We start from the raw sequence: 21061 nt of genomic DNA on the forward strand, positions 1-21061 counted from the left end.
ATCAATTGACCCTCAATCCGTCTCGGTTTTACACTAAGACACCAATCAAAATAGGTCATCAGACAACATTAATGTGTGCCAATTTTAAACCGTTGACATTGGAGCAATTGAAACAACAGCAGTTGCCCATGATTGATTTTGAATATGTGGATGAGGTTTATCCGGGCTATAGCTTGCCATTAATGTTTAAAAAAGACAGTGAATATCAATGGCGCGAGGTCATGTTTGGTCTGGTACCTAAATGGGCAACAGATCTTACGATCGCCAAGAAAACTTATAATGCCAGAAGTGAAACGCTACTACAGAAAGCAAGTTTTTTTGAGCCAACCACCAAATGTCAATTTGGCGTGATTCCGGTCACTGAGTTTTATGAAGCCAAATATATTCAAGGCAAACCACAGCGTTGGTGTGTAAGGCGTAAGGATAAAAAAGCGTTTTTTATTGCGGCACTTTATGAGATTTGCAAGATTGATGACCAAGTGATTCGTTCAGCGACCATGATTACCATGGATGCGATTGATCATCCTATGATGAGAGAGTTCCATGAGCCAGGCGATGTAAAGCGCTCTGTGGTGGTGATTCCCGAAGAGCGCTTGGATCAGTGGCTTAGTTTGACCATTCCAGATATTGAATCTTTTATTGAAGGTTTTCCAGTTGAAGAGTTTGAATGTGCCTATGTTCCTAAGCTCAATCGCACTAAGCAAACCAATCAACTGAATTTTTTTGATTAATTGGAAAGGTTTCTAAACAGGATTTTTAGGCCATCGATCATCTTTTCAATTTGCAAAGGCGTTAGACCTTCGAAAGACTGCTCCAGTACAGCGCCAGTCAAATCATTAATCTTGTGTATCATTTGCATACCATGATCGGTAAGCACTACACGTGTAATTCGAGCATCACCATCGCAAGAGTAGGTATTTACATAGCCTTCATCTTTAAGGCGATAGACAATTTTGGTGGTCGTCGACATTTTTGAGATCACCATTTCAGACAGCTCTGAAACACTGGCATTAGGTCTTGAATAAAGTGCCAGCAAGATGCGGCGTCGTGAATTATCGAGACCGTATTTTTTCAGCACATTATCGATATTAATGACATATTGGGCATGAACTTGACTGATCCAGTAATAAGGAAAGTTATTTACGTCGAAGGACTTCTCTGATGGCAAGAAGCGATCATATTTTTTAGTCATAGCTGCATCCTCAACAGTTTTAATTTTCATCCCTTAATGTAATCTTATTTTAAATATTGAATTATAAGCAACGTATTTTTTTCAATTTGCGCTTAAAATATATAACCTAACTGGTCATTCTTTAAAGAAATTATTTAAGCTTGCCTTAAATAAAAATTGTAAAAGTAGAGTAATTTTCTTGCTATAAAAATTACACAAAATATATAGATAAATTAAATAATAATTTAACTCATGATAAAATTCCCACAATTTTTTTCATTAAAATTCCCATATTTATCATATTGATATATTGTTTATTATTTAATCATTATCGGATTTTATAATTTATGAATTCTACTTTTTATTTGATGCTTAAAACATTATTTTGTAACTTTGAGAGATTGATCATATTTTTTGATATTTTAACAACTTCATATGTCAAGTAATTGATTAGAAAAACTGATCAATAAGCTGACTTAAAATCATCTTGAGTGTATTTACATGAATAAAATTTGTGAAATAAATGGTGATTTAAAGACTTGATTGACTCAATGATGATTGTTTTGTCAGTTTTACAAAGAAATACGATAAGTTGTTTTTAATTAAAAAATTGAACGTAAAAAAATATTTAAAAATCACAAAAAAATTAAAAAAACCTTAAAAAATTATGCATAATGATTTTAAGTTTTTCAAAAGTAGAGGTTATCCATATGGATCCGTCGCCGTGTAGGTTATTGTGTTACTCATCCTTAAATAAGAAGATGGAGATCTAAAGATGGAGTTTCTTTTAGATCCAGGAATATGGGTGGGGCTGCTTACTTTAATTGTATTGGAAATTGTTTTAGGGATTGATAATCTCGTTTTTATTGCCATTTTGGCCGACAAATTACCTCCTGAACAACGTGATAAAGCACGCGTGATTGGCCTTTCATTGGCTTTGGTCATGCGCTTGGCATTATTGTCTGTCATTTCATGGCTTGTCACTTTAACCAAACCTTTGGTTTTTATCTTCGATTACAGTTTTTCTGGTCGCGACTTAATTCTTCTTTTTGGTGGATTATTTTTGGTGTACAAGGCTGTTACAGAACTGCATGAAAAAATGGAAGGCAAGCCTGAAATCAAAACAAATTCTTCAGTGGCCTATGCCAGTTTCTGGGCAGTGGTAACGCAGATTATTGTACTTGATGCAGTCTTCTCTTTAGATTCTGTCATTACCGCGATCGGTATGGTCGATAACATTTATGTCATGATGACAGCCGTTGTTGTTGCCGTCATTGTCATGCTCATCGCATCTAAACCATTGACTAACTTTGTTAACCGACATCCAACTGTAGTAATCTTGTGCTTAAGCTTCTTGTTACTGATCGGCATTAGCTTGATTGCAGAAGGTTTTGGTTTCCATATTCCAAAAGGGTATATCTATTCGGGTATTGGCGTTGCAATTTTGATTGAAGCCTTTAATCAGTTTTCGCAGCGTAATGTGGAAAAACATCAAGCCAAAATTCCATTGCGTCATCGGACTGCGAATGCAATTTTTAAACTGATGGGTGAAAAAGACGAAATCAGTACGCCAATTGATAAAAAAGATACGGATGGCCTTTTTGTGAGTGAAGAGCGTTATATGATTGGAGGTGTATTGACACTTGCAGAACGCTCGGTGGCCTCGATCATGACGCCTCGCACGCAAATTTCATGGATCAACATCGATGAGGATCATGACATTATCCGCGAACAAATTCTCTCAGTGCCACATAGTCTGTTTCCGGTATGTCGAGGAAGTCTGGATAAAGTCATTACAATTGCACGTGCTAAGGATTTGATTGATGCCTTAGATGATCCAGATGAACTTTCGAATGTACTCAAACGTCAGCGACCTATTTTCATTTTTGAAAAAATGAAAGTGATTGATGCAATTAATACACTCAGAACGTCAAAAGGTTCATTGGTCTTGGTCAGTGATGAATTTGGTGTGGTACAAGGTTTGATTTCACCGCTAGACGTATTTGAAGCGATTGCGGGTGAGTTTCCAGATGCCGACGAACAACTGGATTTGATTAAAGTCGATGAGCGTACGTGGCATGCCAATGGTTTATTAGATCTTTACCAGCTTGAGCTAGAGTTAGGCATGATTGAGCTGATGCCAGATCATGCTGACTATATCAGTGTGGCAGGTTTGATCTTAGACAAGACCCAAACAGAAGTGCAGGTGGGTACCTCGATTGTGTACGAAACAATTTACTTCGAAGTGATTGAAATGGACGGCAATCGAATCAAATTAGTGAAAATTATATATCCAACTGATTAATTTGAAATGTAAAAAAAAGCTCTCATGAATGAGAGCTTTTTTTATATAAGGAATTAACGCGAAGGCAAAACGGTTTTGAGCGTTTCGTGCATTTCGAGTAACACTTGTTCAGTGGTGTCCCAATCGATACAGCCGTCTGTAACAGATTTGCCGTACTCTAAATCACACAGATTTTCAGGAATATCCTGACGTCCACCTTTTAAGTGACTTTCAACCATCAGGCCAACAATCGATTTGTTGCCTTCTAAAATCTGTTCGGTCACATTTTTTAGAACCAGAGGCTGTAAGTACGGGTCTTTGTTTGAGTTCGCATGGCTGGCATCGATCATGATTTTATTGCTAACCTTCGCTTTAGCCAAGGCGTTTTCTGCTTCAGCGACTGAGCCAGCATCATAGTTTGGTTTACCATTACCACCACGCAGTACCACATGTGCATACGGGTTTCCGCTGGTATGAATAACCGAAACCTGACCATTTTCATTGAGGCCCAAAAAGCTGTGGCCGTGTTTAACCGATTGCATCGCGTTGGTCGCAACCGTCAAACCGCCGTCGGTACCATTTTTAAAGCCTACAGGCGATGAAAGACCTGACGACATTTCACGGTGGGTTTGGCTTTCAGTTGTCCGCGCGCCGATCGCTGACCATGAAATTAAATCTTGATAATACTGCGGTGAGTTTGGATCGAGAGCTTCAGTTGCGCAAGGTAAGCCTTTTTCATTCAACTCAAGTAAAAGTTTGCGTCCGATACGTAACCCTTTTTCAATGTTGAAAGAATCGTCCATATCTGGATCGTTAATTAAACCTTTCCAACCCACTGTGGTACGTGGTTTTTCAAAATAAACGCGCATGACGATGTAAAGCGTATCTTTTACTTTTTCGCTGAGAACTTTCAAACGATCTGCATATTCATGAGCAGCTTTTGGATCATGAATAGAACATGGGCCAATCACAACAAAGACACGTTTGTCCGAACCATCAAGAATATTACGAATGGTTTCACGACCATGTAATACGGTTTGATAGGCACTTTCTGTCAATGGCAACTCTGCTTTTAGCTCGGCAGGGGTTACAAGAGGTTGAATGCTTTTGATGTTAACATCATCGATATCTGGCTGTGAAACTGGATTGGACTGTAAAGTATTCATTGCTGTCACTGACTGGATCTTACTGGTTTTCTGTTTACTGAATATACCATGAAACGAGAATGATAAAGCTATAGTTGGCACGGATTAATCGTTTAAAAAAATCGATTAACCCGTTCTATCCTTTAAACTTTAGTGGTGTTTTCAGGTGTGTGCTGTTCTACAACAGCAGGTTTTTGTACTGGTTTTGCCTTCACTGGATTGATCATAAAATTGACACCCAAAGCAAACAAGGTGATACCCAAAATTTTACGAATCAGTTTTTCTGGCATTTTTGAGCTGATTAAAGTACCAATAATGATGGCAGGAATAGATCCAACCAATAACCACATCAGGAGTACGAAATCGACATTACCTGCACTCATATGGCTTAAACCTGCGACCGAGGTGAGCAAGACGGCATGTACCACATCAGAGCCAATAATACGAATCATGGGTAAGTTTGGAAACATGATAATCAAGGCCATGATTCCAAATGCACCAGCACCTACCGAAGATAAGGTCACAAACACACCCAGCACGATACCCATGATCACTACATAAATGCGTTTATTGGTGGTGAGGTTTTCAGCATTGATTTGAGTGGTATCTGGCTTACGAAAGCGCATGAAAAACTTTTCAATGCGTGAGCGGAAAATAATAGAAATACCCGTAAGCGTGAGCATAAAGCCCAATACCATAGTTAAGACCGCTTTATAATGTGTAGATTGACTCAAATAATGCTCAAGTACCCAAGAGGTCGCAAAAGACGCGGGAATACTTCCCACCGCTAACCAAAGCACGATTGGCCATACAATATTGAGCTTTTTAGCATGGACCATTGATCCACAAAATTTTGAAATCGCGGCATAGAGCAAATCTGTACCAATCGCGATATGCGGTTCAATTCTAAATAAACTAATTAGAATAGGTGTCATCAGTGAGCCGCCACCAACACCTGTAATACCGACGCAAAACCCTACTAACACACCAGCCAAAATAAACTCAAAAGGACCAAACATTTCACTAATCAGCCAAATACACAAAACATGCATATCTTATGACTTTTTGAGATAAATGGTTGTGATGAAAAATGATTTGCTTATGCAAAAAAACGCTAAAGCAATTATTTAGCTTTTGCTTTGAGATCGTTTACTGTACAAATCAATAAAAAAACCAGCGGCGTTGCAAAAATAAACCAGCTCACAATTCCAATGCTGTTGCCGTAAATATAAGTAAGTGATCCGCACGCAGCAAGAAAACATAACCAAGCGATACATCTGGTGATGGATGCCGATCGGGTGAGTAGATGAAATCTTGATTTTTTGGTTTTTTCTATCTGTTTTGTACTCACAGCGTAAAGCAAGAACATACCGAGTAAAATCAATAAAAAGGCAATCAGATCAATCATGAGGCATTGACCTCAGTATTTTTAGTGTTTTTGGTAGAATGAATTTTTTTACTTAATTTCTTGTGTGCATGCATTTGAATGGGATGAATATTTTTTAAAATAAACAAAGCCAGTCCGGCAAATATAATCAGCATAAGATCAATACGTAAAAAAATCCAATAGCTTGAGATATGATGAACATAGTCGTGCTGAAGGAGATACATCAGATTAAAACATGCGAGAGAGATCGAACAAAAAATAAAAACGCTCAGTTGTGATTTCCACAGTAATTGTCTTGGCGTAACAAGCGCCAGTAAAAAACTACTGAGCCAGACAGTAAAGAAACTGATAATTTCATAGTTTGCTGTAGAAGCCTGTACATCGGTTAAGCGGTTTGCAAATAAATAACTCAGCATAGCAATCGGTAAGCCCACAAATGACGCCACATTGAGCCGATCTACCAAATAATGCCCGAAATGAAAACGCTGCTGTTTGTTTTGTAATTGACGTTTTAAGCTCCATAGTAATAATCCTGAGGCAATCATAAAACACCCCAAAATTCCCGAGAAAAAGAAGGCAAGGCGAAGTAGGGGTTGTGCAAAAGTTGCCATGTGCAAGCCATATACGCCAAAACTCAATGTTGCAATAGCACTGTCATTTCGAGTGTTGGCTATCACTTCACCAGTTTGAGCATTTAAGGTCAGTGTTGGACGATTTTGGGTAATCGTTTCATCTTTGCTTTGCGTGAACGTAATTTGACTGTGTGTAGTGTTCGGGTTTTGCGCGCTTACAGAATCTAATGTTGTATCGCCCCATTCTTTATGTACTGTAGCAAGCAGTGTGTTGATTGGTAAATCTTGGTGTGTACTCGGTACAACAGTTTGCTCGGTAGCTTTAGCACGAATTTCTTTAAAATACTGAAAGGGGTCGTCAGGATAGAGTTTTTGCATCCCCCAAGGCAGGTAAATATAAAAGAAAATGGCCAGTCCGGTAAATGTAATGGTCAGAAAAAAAGGTAAAGCCAGTACAGAAGATACATTGTGAAAATCAAGCCAAGAGCGCTGCGATTTAAATGTTCTTAAAGTAAAAAAGTCGGTGAAGATTTTTTTATGCGTGATAATGCCCGAAATCAAAGCAATCAACATGATAAAGGCAGCAATACACACAATGATGCGGCCAACCAGATAGGGTACGCCAAAAAGCTGGAAGTGAAATTCATAAAAGAAATCACCGCCTTTGGTCGCAGATAATTGCAGCTCTTGACCTGTGGCTGGATTTAAAGTTTTGCGTTCAAATCCACCATCTGCTTTTTGCCAATACACATTATTCACAGGTGATTTTTCAGATGCTACACCGATATACCACGATTTAGCATCATGAGCATGCACATCTAGATATTGATAGGCTGTTTTGAGGGCTGTTTCTTGAGCGACATCGTACTGAGCTAATTCGGGTTGCATCCACATGGTGATTTCGTGACGGTAATACGACATCGAACCCATCAAAAAGATCGCAAAGAGTAGCCAGCCCAGTAAAAGACCTGTCCAAGAATGTAACCATGCCATAGATTGACGAATATTTTTTTGCATGGCTCAAGCTACTCCTACAATGAGCAGGTAGAAAAATAAGCAAACTAAGCCACTGAATAGACTTAATTTGACAAGTGAATGAATACAAAAAGAGAAGATCACAAAAAATACATAAAATAATATTGAAAGAAAGCCTGCGAGATAAATCGACTCTGCTTTGGGTTGTACTAAATTTAAAATAAAGGTGAGGGCAACTGAAAGCAGTGCTGTCGCAACAAAACCCACTATAAAAGCAAGGATAAATCGATAGATTACAGCCATGGTGTATGTGTAATCGAGACGTGCAGTTTTTTTCATGGTAACCAGTTTCCCAAAGCAGCAATTGGCTATGCAGCATGCTGCTTCATAGCCATAAAGTCTTAGTATTTAAACTTTACACTGACGGTATAATTTGCAGGCTCGCCATAATAGGCCTGACCGTCTGGAAAGCTGTTTAAATATTTTTTGTTGGTCACATTCTTACCATTGGCTTGTATGCTCAAATGTTCATTCACATCGTAACTTGCCATCAGGTCGATCAATGTATAGGCATTTTGTTTAATCAGGTAAGAGGTGCCTAAACCTACATCGGATTGTTTTGTGGCATCTTGCCAACGCAAACCTGCACCGAGCTTGAGTTTTGGCAATGCAGGCACTGTATAGGTCGCCAAAAGGTTGATGGTTTGATTTGGATTATAGGTACGTGCTTGTCCACCATTGACTTTATCTTTCAGGCTAAATTGTGTGTAGCCAAATGCTATATTGGTGTGATCAGTGATTTGGCCTGCTAGGGTGACTTCAACACCTTGAGATTCCAGATCACTTGTTAGCGTTTTCCTATTCAGTGGATTTCCGTCTGAAGATTTCAGTGGATAATTATTCTGCTCGGTTTTAAATACGGCTAAACTTCCTACCAATGCATTATCTAACCATGTACTTTTCACGCCTAACTCGTAACTTTTACCATCGATTGGCTTAAGTGCTTGATTGGTTGCCTGATCAATTCCTGTTTGCGGTCTGAAAATTGAAGTATAGCTGGCATAGCCCATGTATTCAGGCGTAAAGCTATAAGTAATGCCTGCGTATGGTGACACCTTATCGTCTTTAAACGACATATCTGAACCGTAACTTATTCCCTTACTCTCAGCCTTAATGTAATTACCACCTAAAATAAATTTGAGCTTTTCAGATAAATGCAGGCGCGTCGCTGCATAGATTGAATCGACGTTTTGCTCATAATTAGCAGATTCGGCAAAATCTGACCATGTGACCGATTGAGGTGTCCAACTGGCCCAATTGGTGGTAAGTTGTCTTAAATAACCTTGTGAGTAGTCATTATTCACATTGCTGTCATTAATAAAGCCAGTCGATTGCTGATCTTTTTGTTTGCTGTTGACATGACTGTAGCCAACGCTAGCTTCGTGGTTTTTGCCCCAGAGCGTATATTCGCCACTCAAGTCAAAGTTGTATTGATTACGACGATTTACTTCCTTATAACCTCCTGCATAAAGTGAGACATTTGAGCCATCAGCATTCGGATAGCCGTAGTAATACAGTAGTCGACTGTCTTTTTTATTTTTTTCATAATTATAGGTCAGCTTGGCAGTCCATGTATCGCCAAGTTTTTGTTTGAGTTCAGCAAATGCGTTTTGGATTTTACCGTCCCAGTATGCCCAATTTGGTGCAGGGTTATAACTACGGCTGTAACTGATTTGTTGACCTTGACCATCTAAGAGTGGCAAAGCTCCCCAATTATTGGCATTTGGTAAATGATTTTGCTCGCTATAACCCACTGTAAATGTGGTGCTTTCTGTCAAATCAGCATCTAAAATTCCTGCAAAACCATTCTTCTCCAGTGAGTATTTATCGAGATAACTGTCACCAGTTTGCTCGTAACCCATGACTCGACCACGGACACTTCCATCTGAAGTCAGTGATCCAGACATATCGGCTTCATAACGCTGGGTATTCCAAGAACCATAGCTTATGCCTGCACTCGCCTGAAAATCTTTAGTTGGACGCTTGCGAATATTATTGATGGTTGCACCAGGGTCTCCAAAAGCACTATTGAGCGCATCTGCACCTTTTACGACTTCCACACGATCATAAAAATAGGTATCTGGGTTGGTATTGTTGTAATTGTATTTGGTTAATGGAAAGCCAACGCCATCGGTAAGGATATTTGAAATTTCATAGCCACGTGACATATATGTCGTTCGTTCGGTTTCCTGATTCAGTACAGTTACGCCAGGCGTATGAGCCAAAACATCTCGCGTCGAATTTAACTTAAAATCATCAATTTGCTGGCGTGTAACTACATTGATCGTTTGGGGTGTTTCCTGCGCATCGATGTTGAGTTTGGTTGCACTGCTGCTTTTTTTTATGATGTATGCTTTGGTCTGCTCAGAACTTTGCTCGGCATTTGATTCTGCTTGCAATTTGATGACTGGCAATGTGGCATCTTCAGCATAACTCAATTGCACTTGAGAAATTGCCAGCGCAACGACAGAAAGTTTAAACAGGTGGGAGCGTGGTGCGTTCATATCCATATTTACGAATGAAAATAATTATCATTAATTTTATTGTTTGTTTATGTAACTCACAATCATTTATTTATCGTTAATTTGGATTGTAAAATAATGAATCAACGTTATTTTGAATTCATGGTTTAATTTTTTGCTACCCTCAAGGCACTCATGAATAGAAAAATTATTTTCCAAATTTGAGTATGTTACTATCAAAGCGTGTTTGTGAATTCGTTAAAAGGCTCGTCATTTGTCTATCCAAAAATTAAAAATCGGAATTGTGGTTGGTGAGGTATCTGGCGATACGCTAGGCGTTGAATTAATGCGCAGCTTTAAAGCGCAAGGCATTGATGCAGAATTTGAAGGCATTGGTGGCCCACAAATGATCGCCGAAGGATTTAAAAGCTATTATCCGATGGAAACCTTATCGGTGATGGGTATCGTTGAAGTACTTAAAGACTTAAAAAAACTTTTTGCGGTCCGAGATGGCTTGGTACAAAAGTGGACAGAGAACCCGGTAGATGTATTTATAGGCATCGATGCACCAGATTTTAATTTACGTCTTTCTAAAACATTAAAAGAAAATAATCTTCCGATTAAAACCGTTCAATATGTGAGTCCGTCTGTTTGGGCCTGGCGGCAAGGTCGGGTACATGGCATTAAAAAAACGATTGATTTGGTGCTGTGCCTATTTCCATTCGAGAAAAATTTTTATGCGCAGCATCAGGTAAATGCTGCTTTTGTGGGACATCCTCTGGCCAAGCAGTTACCATTAAAGAATCCTTTAGTTGAAGCAAAACAGGCCTTAAATCTTGATCCTGAAAAAACTTATATTGCACTTTTACCGGGAAGTCGTAAGGGCGAAGTCGAACGATTAATGCCGCTTTTAATGGGAGCAGCCGAGCGTCTTTCGAATCAACATCCTGAACTTGAATTTTTAATGCCCGCCATTAATGAGCAACGTAAAGCTCAGATCCAAGCCCATTTGCGAAGTAAGCCAAGTTCATGGGCGAAAAAAATCCATGTGCTCGAAAATCAGGACAAAGAATCTAAGATTGGTCGTCAGGTGATGAATGCCAGTGATGTTGTCGCCTTGGCATCAGGCACGGCAACCTTAGAGGCGATGCTGCTACACCGTCCAATGGTCACTTTTTATAAGTTAAATACCATCACTTATATCATTGCCAAACTTCTGGTCAAAATTCAGTATTATTCTTTACCCAACATTATAGCCGGCAAGAAAGTCATCGAAGAACTGATTCAGTCTGATGCGACTCCCGAGCGTTTAGCCAATGAAATAGAGAGGCTCATGCATACGGAAACGGCTCAACTGCAAGCCTTGCAGCACTTGAGTATGCATAAACAACTTATTTCGGGTGATACAGAAAACCCTGTAGATGCAATTTTGAAATTGATTCAGACCTAAAAAAAGGAGCGATTAGCTCCTTTAACTGAATTTAAGTACGAATAATCAGCTCATAACCTGAATATTTTCGAACATTGATCACGCCTTGTTCAAAAATCAGATATTGACCTTTAATCCCGTGTAAAACACCACGAATGGTAGGGGTTTTATCCAGATTCAATGATTTAATTTTTTCTGGATATTGCTCTACCGGATAAATAAATTCGCGTGGTTTTTCATTTTCAAGCAATTCAATCGTTTCATTAAATTCAAGGTTTTGTCCAAACTCATCCCGAATCGCCTGAATTTTAGGTGCAAATTCTTGCACAAGCTGATCGCGTTGCTCTATAAGGTCTAGCGGCTCTGCTTCACCTTTCAGTAGCTTACGCCAGTCAGTTTTATCTGCAACCTGAGAGCCAAATAAAGTTTCGATATGACCCGATAAACGACGCGAACCAACACGAAAAATAGGTAAGGCTTGTGTCGCACCTTGATCAAGCCATCGGGTTGGCATGTGGCTGATACGAGTGATTCCCACTTTTAATGCACTTGAATTCGCCAAGTAAACGATATGCGGCTGAAAGCACACATTGTGTGCAAACTCATTTTCACGGCAGGTACCCAAATGATAATGACAGGTTTCGGGCTTCATAATACATAGGTCACACTCTGCTTTGGTTTTAAAGCATTTAAAGCAGTGACCCTGTGCATATGATTTAGGTGTTTTAGCACCACAAGAAGTGCAATAAATATTACCTGTCCATTCAATTTCGACTTCTTGACCCGGTACAAATGGAAGATCAACTTCTGAACGATTTAAAACAAATTTGTATTCAACATTTGCCTTGCTTGTGTGCGGATCAGTTACACTACAGTCTTTGGCAGCTGCGTGCATTTTATGGCAAATGCCTTGTAGTTCCATGAATTTAAACTCTCATCAAGAAAGGTTGCAGTTATGGCTGAACAGAATGTCATCACTTCTATGCTAGACGATTTATCAAGTGAACAGCCCATACATACTGCACTTTGTATAGGTCAGAATATTGACCAAAATAGCGCAATTCAGTGGCATTATTTTAGCGTAAATGCGTTTTTAAGTCTTCCTTTTACGCAGCGTTATGATTTGGGTTTTGTTGTTTTTGATACCGCTGAAATGCAAAACATTTCAGAGACAGAAAAAGCGCAAGTACTGGTCCGTTTGCGTGATTTAATGGCCAAACGGATTGTGGTGGTCAGTAAAAGACAAGACGAGAAATTATTGCGTTCATTAGGATTTACCCAGTTAATTGATAAAACCATTCACGATGCAGATTTTGCGTTATGGCAATTTAACATTTTGACCTATAAACATGTACCAGATTGGTTTAACTCCAAATTTTGGGCCAACCCTGAAAACTGGGATAAATTTCGTTGGTAATACACCATTGTTAAGTAAAAAATACAAATTGTATTTTGAATCCACTCTCTGCTTTTTCTATGCTGTCTAAGACGATAGAAAAAATGATGGCAGGATTCGAACAATGACGGATTTAAAAAATATTGTTGAAACGCTCGCAAAGCAGGCGCTTGGCAATAATTCCCAATCTTCGCAAAATAGTGGATTGGGTGGGATTTTAGGTAGTGTACTTGGGCAACTCAGTGGCCAAACGCAGCAGCAACAAGCGAATCCGCAGCAAAATACCAATACCGGATTAGGCGGGATTTTAAGCTCAGTGCTCAATCAGTTTGGAAACAGCTCAAATACATCGGCAACGGGAGCAGGCAAAAGTACAGCGCAAACGTTACTGATTGCAGTTGTACCACTTATTTTGGCATGGATTCAAAAGCAAGGTGGTTTGCAAGGCGCGCTCGATAAGCTTAAAAATGCAGGTCTGGGTACTCAGGTGCAAAGCTGGGTGGATCCTCAGCAAACCAATAACCATGATGTGGCTAAGGAGCAGGTTGAGCAGCTTTTTGATGATCAAGAGGTCGAGCAGGTGGCACAGCAAACTCAAGCACCTAAGCAGGATGTATATAGTGCTATTTCGTCAGTTTTGCCACAAATTATCAACTCGTTAACGCCTCAAGGCGATAAGACTAACTCACAAGAAGCCAATCAAGATATTCAAAATGTGCTTAATTTGGTTTCGGGTTTCTTAAAAAAATAAAAGGGCATTAGCCCTTTTATTTTATATAAGCTGTAAGGCTTAGAAATTGTATTCCATACCTAAACCAATCACGGTACGCTTATCATCGCTAGCTAACCAGTCACGTTTTTGTTGAGCCAATACGCCGTACAAGCGGGCTTGCTTATTGAGGTTGTAGTCTACCCCAAGGCCATATTGTGAAATCTTGCGATCTGAACGCGTATCTACAGACGTATCTGAGGCAATATATTCAGCTTTGAGTTTCCATGGTGTTGATGGGAACGCATACGCTGCAGTAATACCATAAGCATCTTCTTCAAGGCCACGGTATGAGGTCACAACAGAGCCTGCAGTGGTCGATACAGTATCGTCAGTTGGTTTGGCATTTTGCCATAACGCACCTACCACAAAACCATCTAGACCATAAGTTGCAAAATCAACCGAACCAGTCAGTCGGATTGCATCTGAGTAAATGCCAGAAAGGTTGTAGGCATTGTATTTACCAGCCACACCAAAGTTACCTGCAATAGCAGCAGCCAAACCATAATTTTTGTTTTCGTAGCTGAGTGAGGTTGAAATACTGTCACCAAAGCCATTACGTTTGCCTTCTTGGCCCAAAGCAGTATTGTCACCAGTATTTTGTTCGCCTTGCTGCGCCATGATATTGAACTGCAAACCCGGAATAATCAGATTTTTATCAGTTTCAAAGCCAATCACGTTGTTCAGACGCTCTTCACCATGTAGTACAGAGGTCATATCCAAAATGGTGTGATCGTTAAAGATGTCTTGGTTGTTACCCGCCGCAGTTTTAAAGTAAGAATCGTATTTACCTGCTTTAAGGCTGCCGATATCCTTGAATTTTAAGCCCAAGTAACGGTTACGCGCATTCAAGTCACCGTCAGAGCCAGAACCATCAGTCGAAATTGCCCATTCTGCCAAATAAAGTACAGAAAGTTTATCGGTTAATTTTTCTTCGCCTTTAATCCCGATACGTGAAGCATTTGAGTTAAGCGCTGTCACGTTGTTGCCTGCAAAGTCGAAATTGTCAGCCTGATCCAAAGTCACGTTCAACTTACCATATAGTGTAGGTGCAGCTTGAACAGTACTAAACCCCAACGTTGAAACAGCAGCAACAAGAAGCAATTTTTTCATTAAATATCTCCACGATTTTTTGTAACTGGCAGAAGATCCAATTCACTTTTATAAGTTTGCTTCTGTACAAAAAGTTACATAAGCTCACCAACTTGCTAAGCAGTATCTGCAAACTTTGTTACAAAGGGGTGAAGACTAAGTGACAATTTAATGACGAGTTATGGAAAACTTATTTTTATTCTCTATGCTTAAATTGACCAATAAAAAAAGGAGCCGAAGCTCCTTTTAATTTCTATAACGACTAGAGTGCAGCTTTAATTTTTTCTGCAAACCCAGCAATTTTCTCTTGATCACCCATTTGGGCTGCATGGCGGCCGAGTTCATGAATTGAACTTGGAATCAGATGAAAGTGTACGTGTGGAACCGTTTGACCTGCCGCCGCACCAGATAATTGCATTAATACAATGCCTTTGGCATCAAGTGCTTTCTCAATTGCCTGCGCAACTTTTTGCACAATTTGAATGGTGTAGGCTGCTGCATCAGCTGGTAAATCCAGCAGAGTTTCAGCAGGAGTTTTTGGTATCACAAGTGTATGACCATCGGCCTGAGGCATGATATCCATAAATGCAAGCACGTGATCATCTTCATACACTTTTATAGCCGGAAGTTCACCACGTAAAATACGCGCAAAAATGTTTTGGTCATCGTAAGCCATGTTTATTCCTTATCAACATCAACAGCAGGGATTATTTACAGTTCAATTCTTTCTGACGATCTTTGATCTGGTCAAGTCGTTGCTGCTCTTTGTCTGAAAACTTTGGCTTGGTGGTAAAGCAGTTATCATTACCATATTTGGCTTTCGCTTCCGGATCTTTAAAGCAGAAGCCTTTTGCTGCATAAATGAGGTTGTAATCATCTTGCAGTTTTTTACACTCTTGTTCAGGTGTTGCAGCGAACACTGAGGCACCACTTAAGGTAATGAGTCCAGTAAAAAATGCAACAGCAAGCTTATTCATGCGCTTTTCCTCTTGTATCGTCGACTTAATTGTAACGACCTATTTCCCAATATAAGGGGTTTCAAAAATAATTCAATGCTGAATAATTACTCAAGTGTAATTTCGCTTCATATTTCATCCATATCTTGTAAAAAAGCGCCGATACTTCCTGTAATACTTCATGAAGCGATAAAAATAGCTTAGTTTTTATGGTTTTAAACGAGTGGTTCAGTTTTTATTGTTATCAAAAGTGCATCTGGGTGATACCCTCAATTTCAGTTTAGTGCGTGATTTGAGTACGGCAATTAAGATCACCCCAGTGTAATGCAATCAAATTCTCAAAAGAGCAAAGACATGAGTCATTATATTTCAAGTTTAAAAGCAAAATTTTTAAAGCAGCCGCATCCACATGAAAATGATGTATTGGCGCTATTTAAATCACTCCGCCACATACCGGGTGGTTTAACGGTTTTATCTAAAGTAGTGAGTCGGGTCGCACCTTATTTTAAAACAGTTGATCCTGTGATTGAGCATTTAGATACGCAAAGCTGTATCGCCCATATCAAGAAAAGAAGATCTTTAGAAAATCATATTGGTACAGTGCACGTGATTGCCATTTGTAATGGGCTTGAATTTGTAATGGGCGTATTGGCAGAAGCATCTGTTCCAAAACATTTACGTTGGTTACCCAAAGGAATGCAAGTCAGTTATTTGGCGAAGGCCGATTCAGATATCAAGCTGACCGCTTCGATTGCACAAGATTGGCATACGGGTGATTTTGAAATTAAGGTTCAGGCACACACAGCCGATGGCGTGTTGGTGGTCGATGGTGTCATTACCCTTTGGGTGACAGAAAAGAATAAAAAAGGTAAAAGAACACTAGATGATTCTCTTACCTAAAAATGACTTGTATGAATAGCTTATAGTAAAAGCATGCGACTTTTAGAATTTTGGCTATTCAAGTGTGATTTTGCTCCAAGATTCATAAAACTTTACAGCCGCAGAAAAATCACTATTTTCGTCGGCTGTTGCGCTTGCGGCCTGAATCAGGCTTTGCGTTAATCCTATCACTGGTGCAGGAAGTTTTGCAGATTGCAGTAAATCTAATGCAATTCCAGTGTCTTTTGCTAAGAGCGGAAGTGCAAATGTGACCGGAAAGCTTCGATTTAACACACGCTGAGGCAACACGGTTTCAGTCACGCCACTTTTTCCGCTTGAGGCATTGATGCAGTCTAGCGCTTCATTTAAATTAACGCCGTGGGCTTTGAGTGCAGTAAATCCTTCTGCCACCGACCACAGGTTAACTGCAAGCAACATGTTGTTGACGGCCTTCACGGCAAAGCCCGCACCAGATGTACCTACATGTTTGATCAATTTGCCAATCGCTTGCATCGCCGGATAGGCACGCTCAAAGGCAGCGGCATCACCACCGACCATCACGGTAAGTGTTGCATTTTCGGCGCCAATGGTCTGACCGCTCACTGGTGCATCGAGATAATCTACATTTTGGGCTTTAAGTGTTTCAGACAAGGTGCGCGCTGAGTCTGGCACGCCACTGGTACAATCTACCCAGATAGTGCCGGGTTTAAGTTGTAACGATTCAATCAGGTTTTCGACATCTGTACTGGTAGGTAAACATGAAAAAATAACATCGGCTTGTACAGCCTGTTCAAGTTCAACTGCCTGAGTACCATACTCATTGGCGTGTTGTTTGGCTTTTTCAAAGTTTCGATTCCATACATAGACCGTGTCAAAATGCTTCGGTAAATGCGACGCCATACGATATCCCATAGCGCCTAAACCGATAAATGCAACTGATTGAATCATAGATTTACTCTTTCTTTATTTGCGTTGAACGTTGTATTAACCAATCTTTAAACTGCGGCCAAAACTCTTCGGAACTGGCTTGGCTCGACATCAAACCCAGATGTCCACCCGGAATAAGAGTAAACGTGACATCTGTACTGTTTGTCAATTTAATTAATGGTTTTACCGCGTCTGCTGTGACGAGCTGATCGGAACGACCTGCACCCACCAAAAGCGCGCAATCAATATTCTTTAGATCGACTATGGTATTTTTAAGCTGAATTTTGCCATCTTTTAATGGATTTTGTAGCCAAACATTAAATAGCATGTCCTGATTGATTCCCCCCGGATAATCAATCATGTTATTTAAAAAGTGACTCAGTGTGGCATGCTCCTGAACCAGTTTTTTGCTTTCAAGATTTTTAAGTAACTGTACGTGACCATCAATCCAGCCTTTAGGATCTAAAATTTTAAATCCCAACGCATTTAACACGCCCGGCGTATGAATCAGTTTTTTGGGTAAACCTGCATAAATACGACGCTCAAGAGACGGATTTTTTTGGATGGTGTTATGAACAAAACGATACAGCTTGCCAATTCTTCCCGAGGCATAACTATCGATAGGGCTTCCCAGTACAATCAGGTTTTTTACATGCTCCGCATGATGCAAGGCACTATAGAGCATGACAAAAATCCCAGCCATACTCCAGCCATGCAACGACACCTGATCACTTTTGGCATGTGTGCAAATCATCTTTAAATAACGCGGTAGGGCGTCATCGATAAACGATAAAAAATTCAGATGTCGATCACGATAGCTTAAACGGCCCCAGTCAATCAGGTAGATATCAAATCCGTTTTCTTGAAAGTAACGAATCAATGAGCGATACGGATAAAGATCGTAAATGGCCATGTTGATGGCAAGCGGTGCAACAAAAACCAGAGGTTCTTTATATCGTTTGGTGCTTGCTGCATAATAGCGGATGCGTGTTTGCCCAAACTCACCAATCACCTGATAAGGCGTAGTTTGAGAAATAACGAGAGATTCTTCCCTAAAGAGTCGAGCCGAAAGATGTTTAAGCTTGATCTGCTGGTTGTGAATAAGGGATTTGAGTGAATCCATTCTTTGCATTTTCCAAAATCCGAAAGGGTTTGGATGCAGTCTAAGCGATTAATTGATCTTTTACCTTGACCTTAAATACATGACACGCTCAAAATGTTGGCATTTTTATATGAGCGGTCTTAAGACTGAGAGCACAGCAATGCATAGCCATGACGATGAATTAGAATATCAAGTAGACACATTATCCATTCGAACCGGTCATAACCGCAGCTTTGAAGGTGAACATGCCGAGCCGATTTATTTGACGTCATCTTTTGTTTATAAAAATGCAGCTGAAGCGGCATCAAAATTTTCAGGTGAAGTGTCGGGCAATATTTATTCTCGTTTTACCAATCCAACGGTGGCCATGTTTGAAAAGCGTCTAGCGGCAATGGATGGTGCAGAACGTGCGATTGCGACCAGCTCGGGAATGGGCGCAATTTTGTCAGTTTGTATGGCATTTTTAAAAGCGGGCGATCATGTCATTTGTTCGCGTGCCGTTTTTGGTTCAATTGTGGCTTTGTTTGAAAAGTACATCGCAAAATTCGGTGTAGAGGTTACCTTTGTCGATTTAAACGACATGGATGCATGGAAAAATGCCTTACGTCCTGAAACAAAAATCTTATTTGCAGAGTCGCCATCGAATCCGTTAGCTGAGGTTGCTGATATTCCCGCATTGTCAGAAATTGCTCATTCACAAAATGCCATGCTGGTGATCGACAACTGCTTTTGTACACCTGTATTGCAACAGCCTCTCAAATTAGGGGCAGATTTGGTGATCTACTCTGCAACCAAATACATCGATGGGCAAGGCCGTGCATTAGGTGGTGCAGTCACAGGTAGCCATAAGTTGCTTGAGGAAGTCTTTGGCGTGGTACGTACATTAGGGCCATCGATGAGTCCTTTTAACGCATGGATTTTCCTTAAAGGGCTTGAAACACTGAAACTCAGAATGAGAGTGCATTGTGAAAATGCACAAAAAATCGCGGAATGGCTCAACCAACATGAGAAAGTGGAAAAAGTCTATTATGCGGGTTTACCAGAGCATATTGGTCATGAACGTGCAGCCAAGCAGCAAAAAGGTTTTGGTGGCATTGTTTCTTTTGTGGTGAAAGGTGGCCGTGAAGGTGCGTGGAAAGTAATCGATAACACTCGATTTATTTCAATTACAGGTAACTTTGGTGATGCCAAATCGACGATTACGCATCCTGCAACCACAACCCATGGTAAATTATCGCCTGAAGCGAAACAGGCCGCCGGTATTCAAGAAGGTTTGATTCGTTTATCTGCGGGCTTGGAAGATGTATCTGATATCATCCGTGATATCGAACGCGGACTTGGTCTGATCTAATTTATATAGAGTCAAACAAATTTACTGTTTTTGGAGGAATCCCGATGAACATTAATATGCTTATGCAGCAAGCACAGCGCATGCAAAAAGATATGGAAGCCAATACCAAAAAGGCCAAAGAAGAGCTTGCAAAAACCGAAGTACAGGCAGAAGCGGGTGGTGGTTTAGTTAAAGTGACCATGACAGGCCGTTTTGTTGTTAAACGTATCGAGATTAGTCCGGATCTGCTACAAGATGAACCTGACATGATTGAAGACTTAATCGCTGCTGCGGTAAACGACGCGGTACGTCAAGCTGAAGCAGTTGCAGAAGAAAAAATGAAAGGTGCAAATGCAGGCATGGGCTTACCGCCTGGCCTATCTGGTTTATTTTAAGGACCCATAAAGCGTGTTTAGCGATCGATTTGAACAACTTGTTCAAGCACTGCGAATTTTACCAAGTGTTGGGCCGAAATCGGCTCAGCGCATGGCTTTGCATCTGCTCATGAAAAATAGAGAAGGCGCGTTTGCGCTGTCTCATGCGCTACATGAAGCTTCAAGTCATATTCATGCCTGTCGTATTTGCAATTCACTGACTGAAAATGAGGTCTGTGATATTTGCTTATCTAATGAACGTGATGGGCAGGTACTCTGTGTGGTGGAATCACCCGCAGATGTCATGGCCATAGAGCAAAGCGGAAGCTTTCGCGGTAAATATCATGTATTGGGTGGACATCTGTCGCCTCTAGATGGTATTGGGCCTGAAGAAATCGGTATTCCGCAACTGATTCACCGTTTGAGTCAGGGTGAAATTGAAGAAGTGATTCTAGCAACCAATGCAACGGTAGAAGGTCAGGCAACTGCGCACTATTTGCTCGAAGCCACCAAGCATTTACCGATCCATATGACACGCATTGCACAAGGTGTACCTCAAGGCGGTGAGCTTGAATATGTCGATAGCCATACCCTGAGTCAGGCTGTGCATAATCGAATGCAAATGAAATAGTCTTTTTGAATGATTTTTATCATTTGGTCTATTTGAACCTGCATATTTTAGAATGTGCAGGTCACTATAAAATGAAGAATGTGCTTATAAAATAAGCGATTTTGTGGGTTTGTCTAAAAA

Annotated in this window: 22 protein-coding genes; 9 read left to right on the top strand and 13 right to left on the bottom strand. The window is 40.2% G+C overall.

All coding sequences use genetic code 11. The features are described from left to right. Positions 1 to 71 precede the first annotated feature (71 nt). Positions 72 to 731 carry an SOS response-associated peptidase family protein gene (locus QLG00_RS03370; protein ID WP_282470499.1) on the top strand — a complete coding sequence of 220 codons (660 nt, stop codon included), beginning with the start codon at positions 72 to 74 and terminating at the stop codon, positions 729 to 731. Here the strand turns inward: QLG00_RS03370 and QLG00_RS03375 are convergent. Next, positions 728 to 1192 carry a MarR family transcriptional regulator gene (locus QLG00_RS03375; protein ID WP_004938667.1) on the bottom strand — a complete coding sequence of 155 codons (465 nt, stop codon included), beginning with the start codon at positions 1190 to 1192 and terminating at the stop codon, positions 728 to 730. The two genes, QLG00_RS03370 and QLG00_RS03375, sit on opposite strands and share 4 nt — an antisense overlap. A 754-nt stretch (positions 1193 to 1946) precedes the next feature. On the opposite strand from QLG00_RS03375, the gene QLG00_RS03380 reads away from it, so the two are divergent. Then, a complete protein-coding gene (locus tag QLG00_RS03380; protein ID WP_104125149.1) occupies positions 1947 to 3476 on the top strand; it encodes a TerC family protein in 1530 nt (509 codons plus the stop codon). A 53-nt stretch (positions 3477 to 3529) separates the two neighbouring features. Here QLG00_RS03380 and QLG00_RS03385 read toward each other — a convergent pair whose 3' ends face one another. From QLG00_RS03385 to QLG00_RS03410, 6 genes are all read right to left on the bottom strand, one after another. After that, complete coding sequence (locus QLG00_RS03385) at positions 3530 to 4621, bottom strand: 3-deoxy-7-phosphoheptulonate synthase (protein ID WP_004938664.1); 1092 nt, start codon at positions 4619 to 4621, stop codon at positions 3530 to 3532. A gap of 122 nt (positions 4622 to 4743) precedes the next feature. Then, entirely contained in the window at positions 4744 to 5619 is an 876-nt protein-coding gene (locus tag QLG00_RS03390) for a sulfite exporter TauE/SafE family protein (RefSeq protein ID WP_151808362.1), read from the bottom strand. 104 nt (positions 5620 to 5723) lie between these two features. Then, complete coding sequence (locus QLG00_RS03395) at positions 5724 to 6008, bottom strand: hypothetical protein (protein ID WP_004938660.1); 285 nt, start codon at positions 6006 to 6008, stop codon at positions 5724 to 5726. Beyond that, on the bottom strand, positions 6005 to 7576 hold the full coding sequence (locus QLG00_RS03400) for a PepSY-associated TM helix domain-containing protein (RefSeq protein ID WP_282470500.1): 1572 nt from the start codon (positions 7574 to 7576) through the stop codon (positions 6005 to 6007). The genes QLG00_RS03395 and QLG00_RS03400 overlap by 4 nt, the downstream gene beginning before the upstream one ends. Positions 7577 to 7579: 3 nt before the next feature. Continuing rightward, positions 7580 to 7873, bottom strand: a complete 294-nt coding sequence (locus tag QLG00_RS03405; protein ID WP_151753775.1) for a hypothetical protein — start codon at positions 7871 to 7873, stop codon at positions 7580 to 7582. 62 nt (positions 7874 to 7935) lie between these two features. Beyond that, positions 7936 to 10098, bottom strand: a complete 2163-nt coding sequence (locus tag QLG00_RS03410) for a TonB-dependent siderophore receptor (RefSeq protein ID WP_282470501.1) — start codon at positions 10096 to 10098, stop codon at positions 7936 to 7938. Positions 10099 to 10330: 232 nt separating this feature from the next. Here QLG00_RS03410 and lpxB point away from each other — a divergent pair, with 232 nt between their 5' ends. Then, on the top strand, positions 10331 to 11506 hold the full coding sequence (gene lpxB / locus QLG00_RS03415) for a lipid-A-disaccharide synthase (protein WP_282470502.1): 1176 nt from the start codon (positions 10331 to 10333) through the stop codon (positions 11504 to 11506). 31 nt (positions 11507 to 11537) lie between these two features. On the opposite strand, the gene QLG00_RS03420 is transcribed toward lpxB, so the two are convergent. Next, a complete protein-coding gene (locus QLG00_RS03420; protein WP_004938639.1) occupies positions 11538 to 12407 on the bottom strand; it encodes a DUF2797 domain-containing protein in 870 nt (289 codons plus the stop codon). A gap of 33 nt (positions 12408 to 12440) precedes the next feature. Here QLG00_RS03420 and QLG00_RS03425 point away from each other — a divergent pair, with 33 nt between their 5' ends. Next, a complete protein-coding gene (locus QLG00_RS03425) occupies positions 12441 to 12902 on the top strand; it encodes a DUF6231 family protein (RefSeq protein WP_151791454.1) in 462 nt (153 codons plus the stop codon). A 103-nt stretch (positions 12903 to 13005) separates the two neighbouring features. Next, complete coding sequence (locus QLG00_RS03430) at positions 13006 to 13632, top strand: YidB family protein (protein WP_055414627.1); 627 nt, start codon at positions 13006 to 13008, stop codon at positions 13630 to 13632. Between the two features lie 39 nt (positions 13633 to 13671). On the opposite strand, the gene QLG00_RS03435 is transcribed toward QLG00_RS03430, so the two are convergent. From QLG00_RS03435 to QLG00_RS03445, 3 genes are all read right to left on the bottom strand, one after another. Next, a complete protein-coding gene (locus tag QLG00_RS03435; RefSeq protein ID WP_119025791.1) occupies positions 13672 to 14763 on the bottom strand; it encodes a porin in 1092 nt (363 codons plus the stop codon). A 241-nt stretch (positions 14764 to 15004) separates the two neighbouring features. Beyond that, the gene (locus QLG00_RS03440) at positions 15005 to 15418 is read right to left on the bottom strand and encodes an HIT family protein (protein ID WP_025094803.1); all 414 of its coding nucleotides are present in this window, start codon (positions 15416 to 15418) and stop codon (positions 15005 to 15007) included. A 31-nt stretch (positions 15419 to 15449) separates the two neighbouring features. Further along, a complete protein-coding gene (locus QLG00_RS03445) occupies positions 15450 to 15719 on the bottom strand; it encodes a YARHG domain-containing protein (RefSeq protein WP_004938629.1) in 270 nt (89 codons plus the stop codon). A gap of 333 nt (positions 15720 to 16052) precedes the next feature. On the opposite strand from QLG00_RS03445, the gene QLG00_RS03450 reads away from it, so the two are divergent. After that, positions 16053 to 16598 (top strand): hotdog fold domain-containing protein, encoded by a 546-nt coding sequence (locus tag QLG00_RS03450; RefSeq protein ID WP_025094802.1) that lies wholly within the window; start codon positions 16053 to 16055, stop codon positions 16596 to 16598. A gap of 54 nt (positions 16599 to 16652) precedes the next feature. On the opposite strand, the gene QLG00_RS03455 is transcribed toward QLG00_RS03450, so the two are convergent. Both QLG00_RS03455 and QLG00_RS03460 read right to left on the bottom strand, forming a co-directional pair. Further along, positions 16653 to 17525 carry an NAD(P)-dependent oxidoreductase gene (locus QLG00_RS03455; RefSeq protein ID WP_004938627.1) on the bottom strand — a complete coding sequence of 291 codons (873 nt, stop codon included), beginning with the start codon at positions 17523 to 17525 and terminating at the stop codon, positions 16653 to 16655. 4 nt (positions 17526 to 17529) lie between these two features. Then, on the bottom strand, positions 17530 to 18627 hold the full coding sequence (locus QLG00_RS03460; RefSeq protein ID WP_282470503.1) for an alpha/beta fold hydrolase: 1098 nt from the start codon (positions 18625 to 18627) through the stop codon (positions 17530 to 17532). Positions 18628 to 18766: 139 nt separating this feature from the next. On the opposite strand from QLG00_RS03460, the gene QLG00_RS03465 reads away from it, so the two are divergent. The 3 genes from QLG00_RS03465 to recR are packed head-to-tail and all read left to right on the top strand — an operon-like array spanning position 18767 to position 20941. Next, on the top strand, positions 18767 to 19957 hold the full coding sequence (locus QLG00_RS03465; RefSeq protein WP_282470519.1) for an O-succinylhomoserine sulfhydrylase: 1191 nt from the start codon (positions 18767 to 18769) through the stop codon (positions 19955 to 19957). Between the two features lie 44 nt (positions 19958 to 20001). Next, positions 20002 to 20331, top strand: a complete 330-nt coding sequence (locus tag QLG00_RS03470; protein WP_004938624.1) for a YbaB/EbfC family nucleoid-associated protein — start codon at positions 20002 to 20004, stop codon at positions 20329 to 20331. 13 nt (positions 20332 to 20344) lie between these two features. Then, the gene (gene recR / locus QLG00_RS03475; RefSeq protein WP_004938623.1) at positions 20345 to 20941 is read left to right on the top strand and encodes a recombination mediator RecR; all 597 of its coding nucleotides are present in this window, start codon (positions 20345 to 20347) and stop codon (positions 20939 to 20941) included. Positions 20942 to 21061 lie beyond the last annotated feature (120 nt).

It is taken from the genome of Acinetobacter sp. V89_7 (assembly GCF_029967895.1).
Lineage (GTDB): Bacteria > Pseudomonadota > Gammaproteobacteria > Pseudomonadales > Moraxellaceae > Acinetobacter > Acinetobacter soli.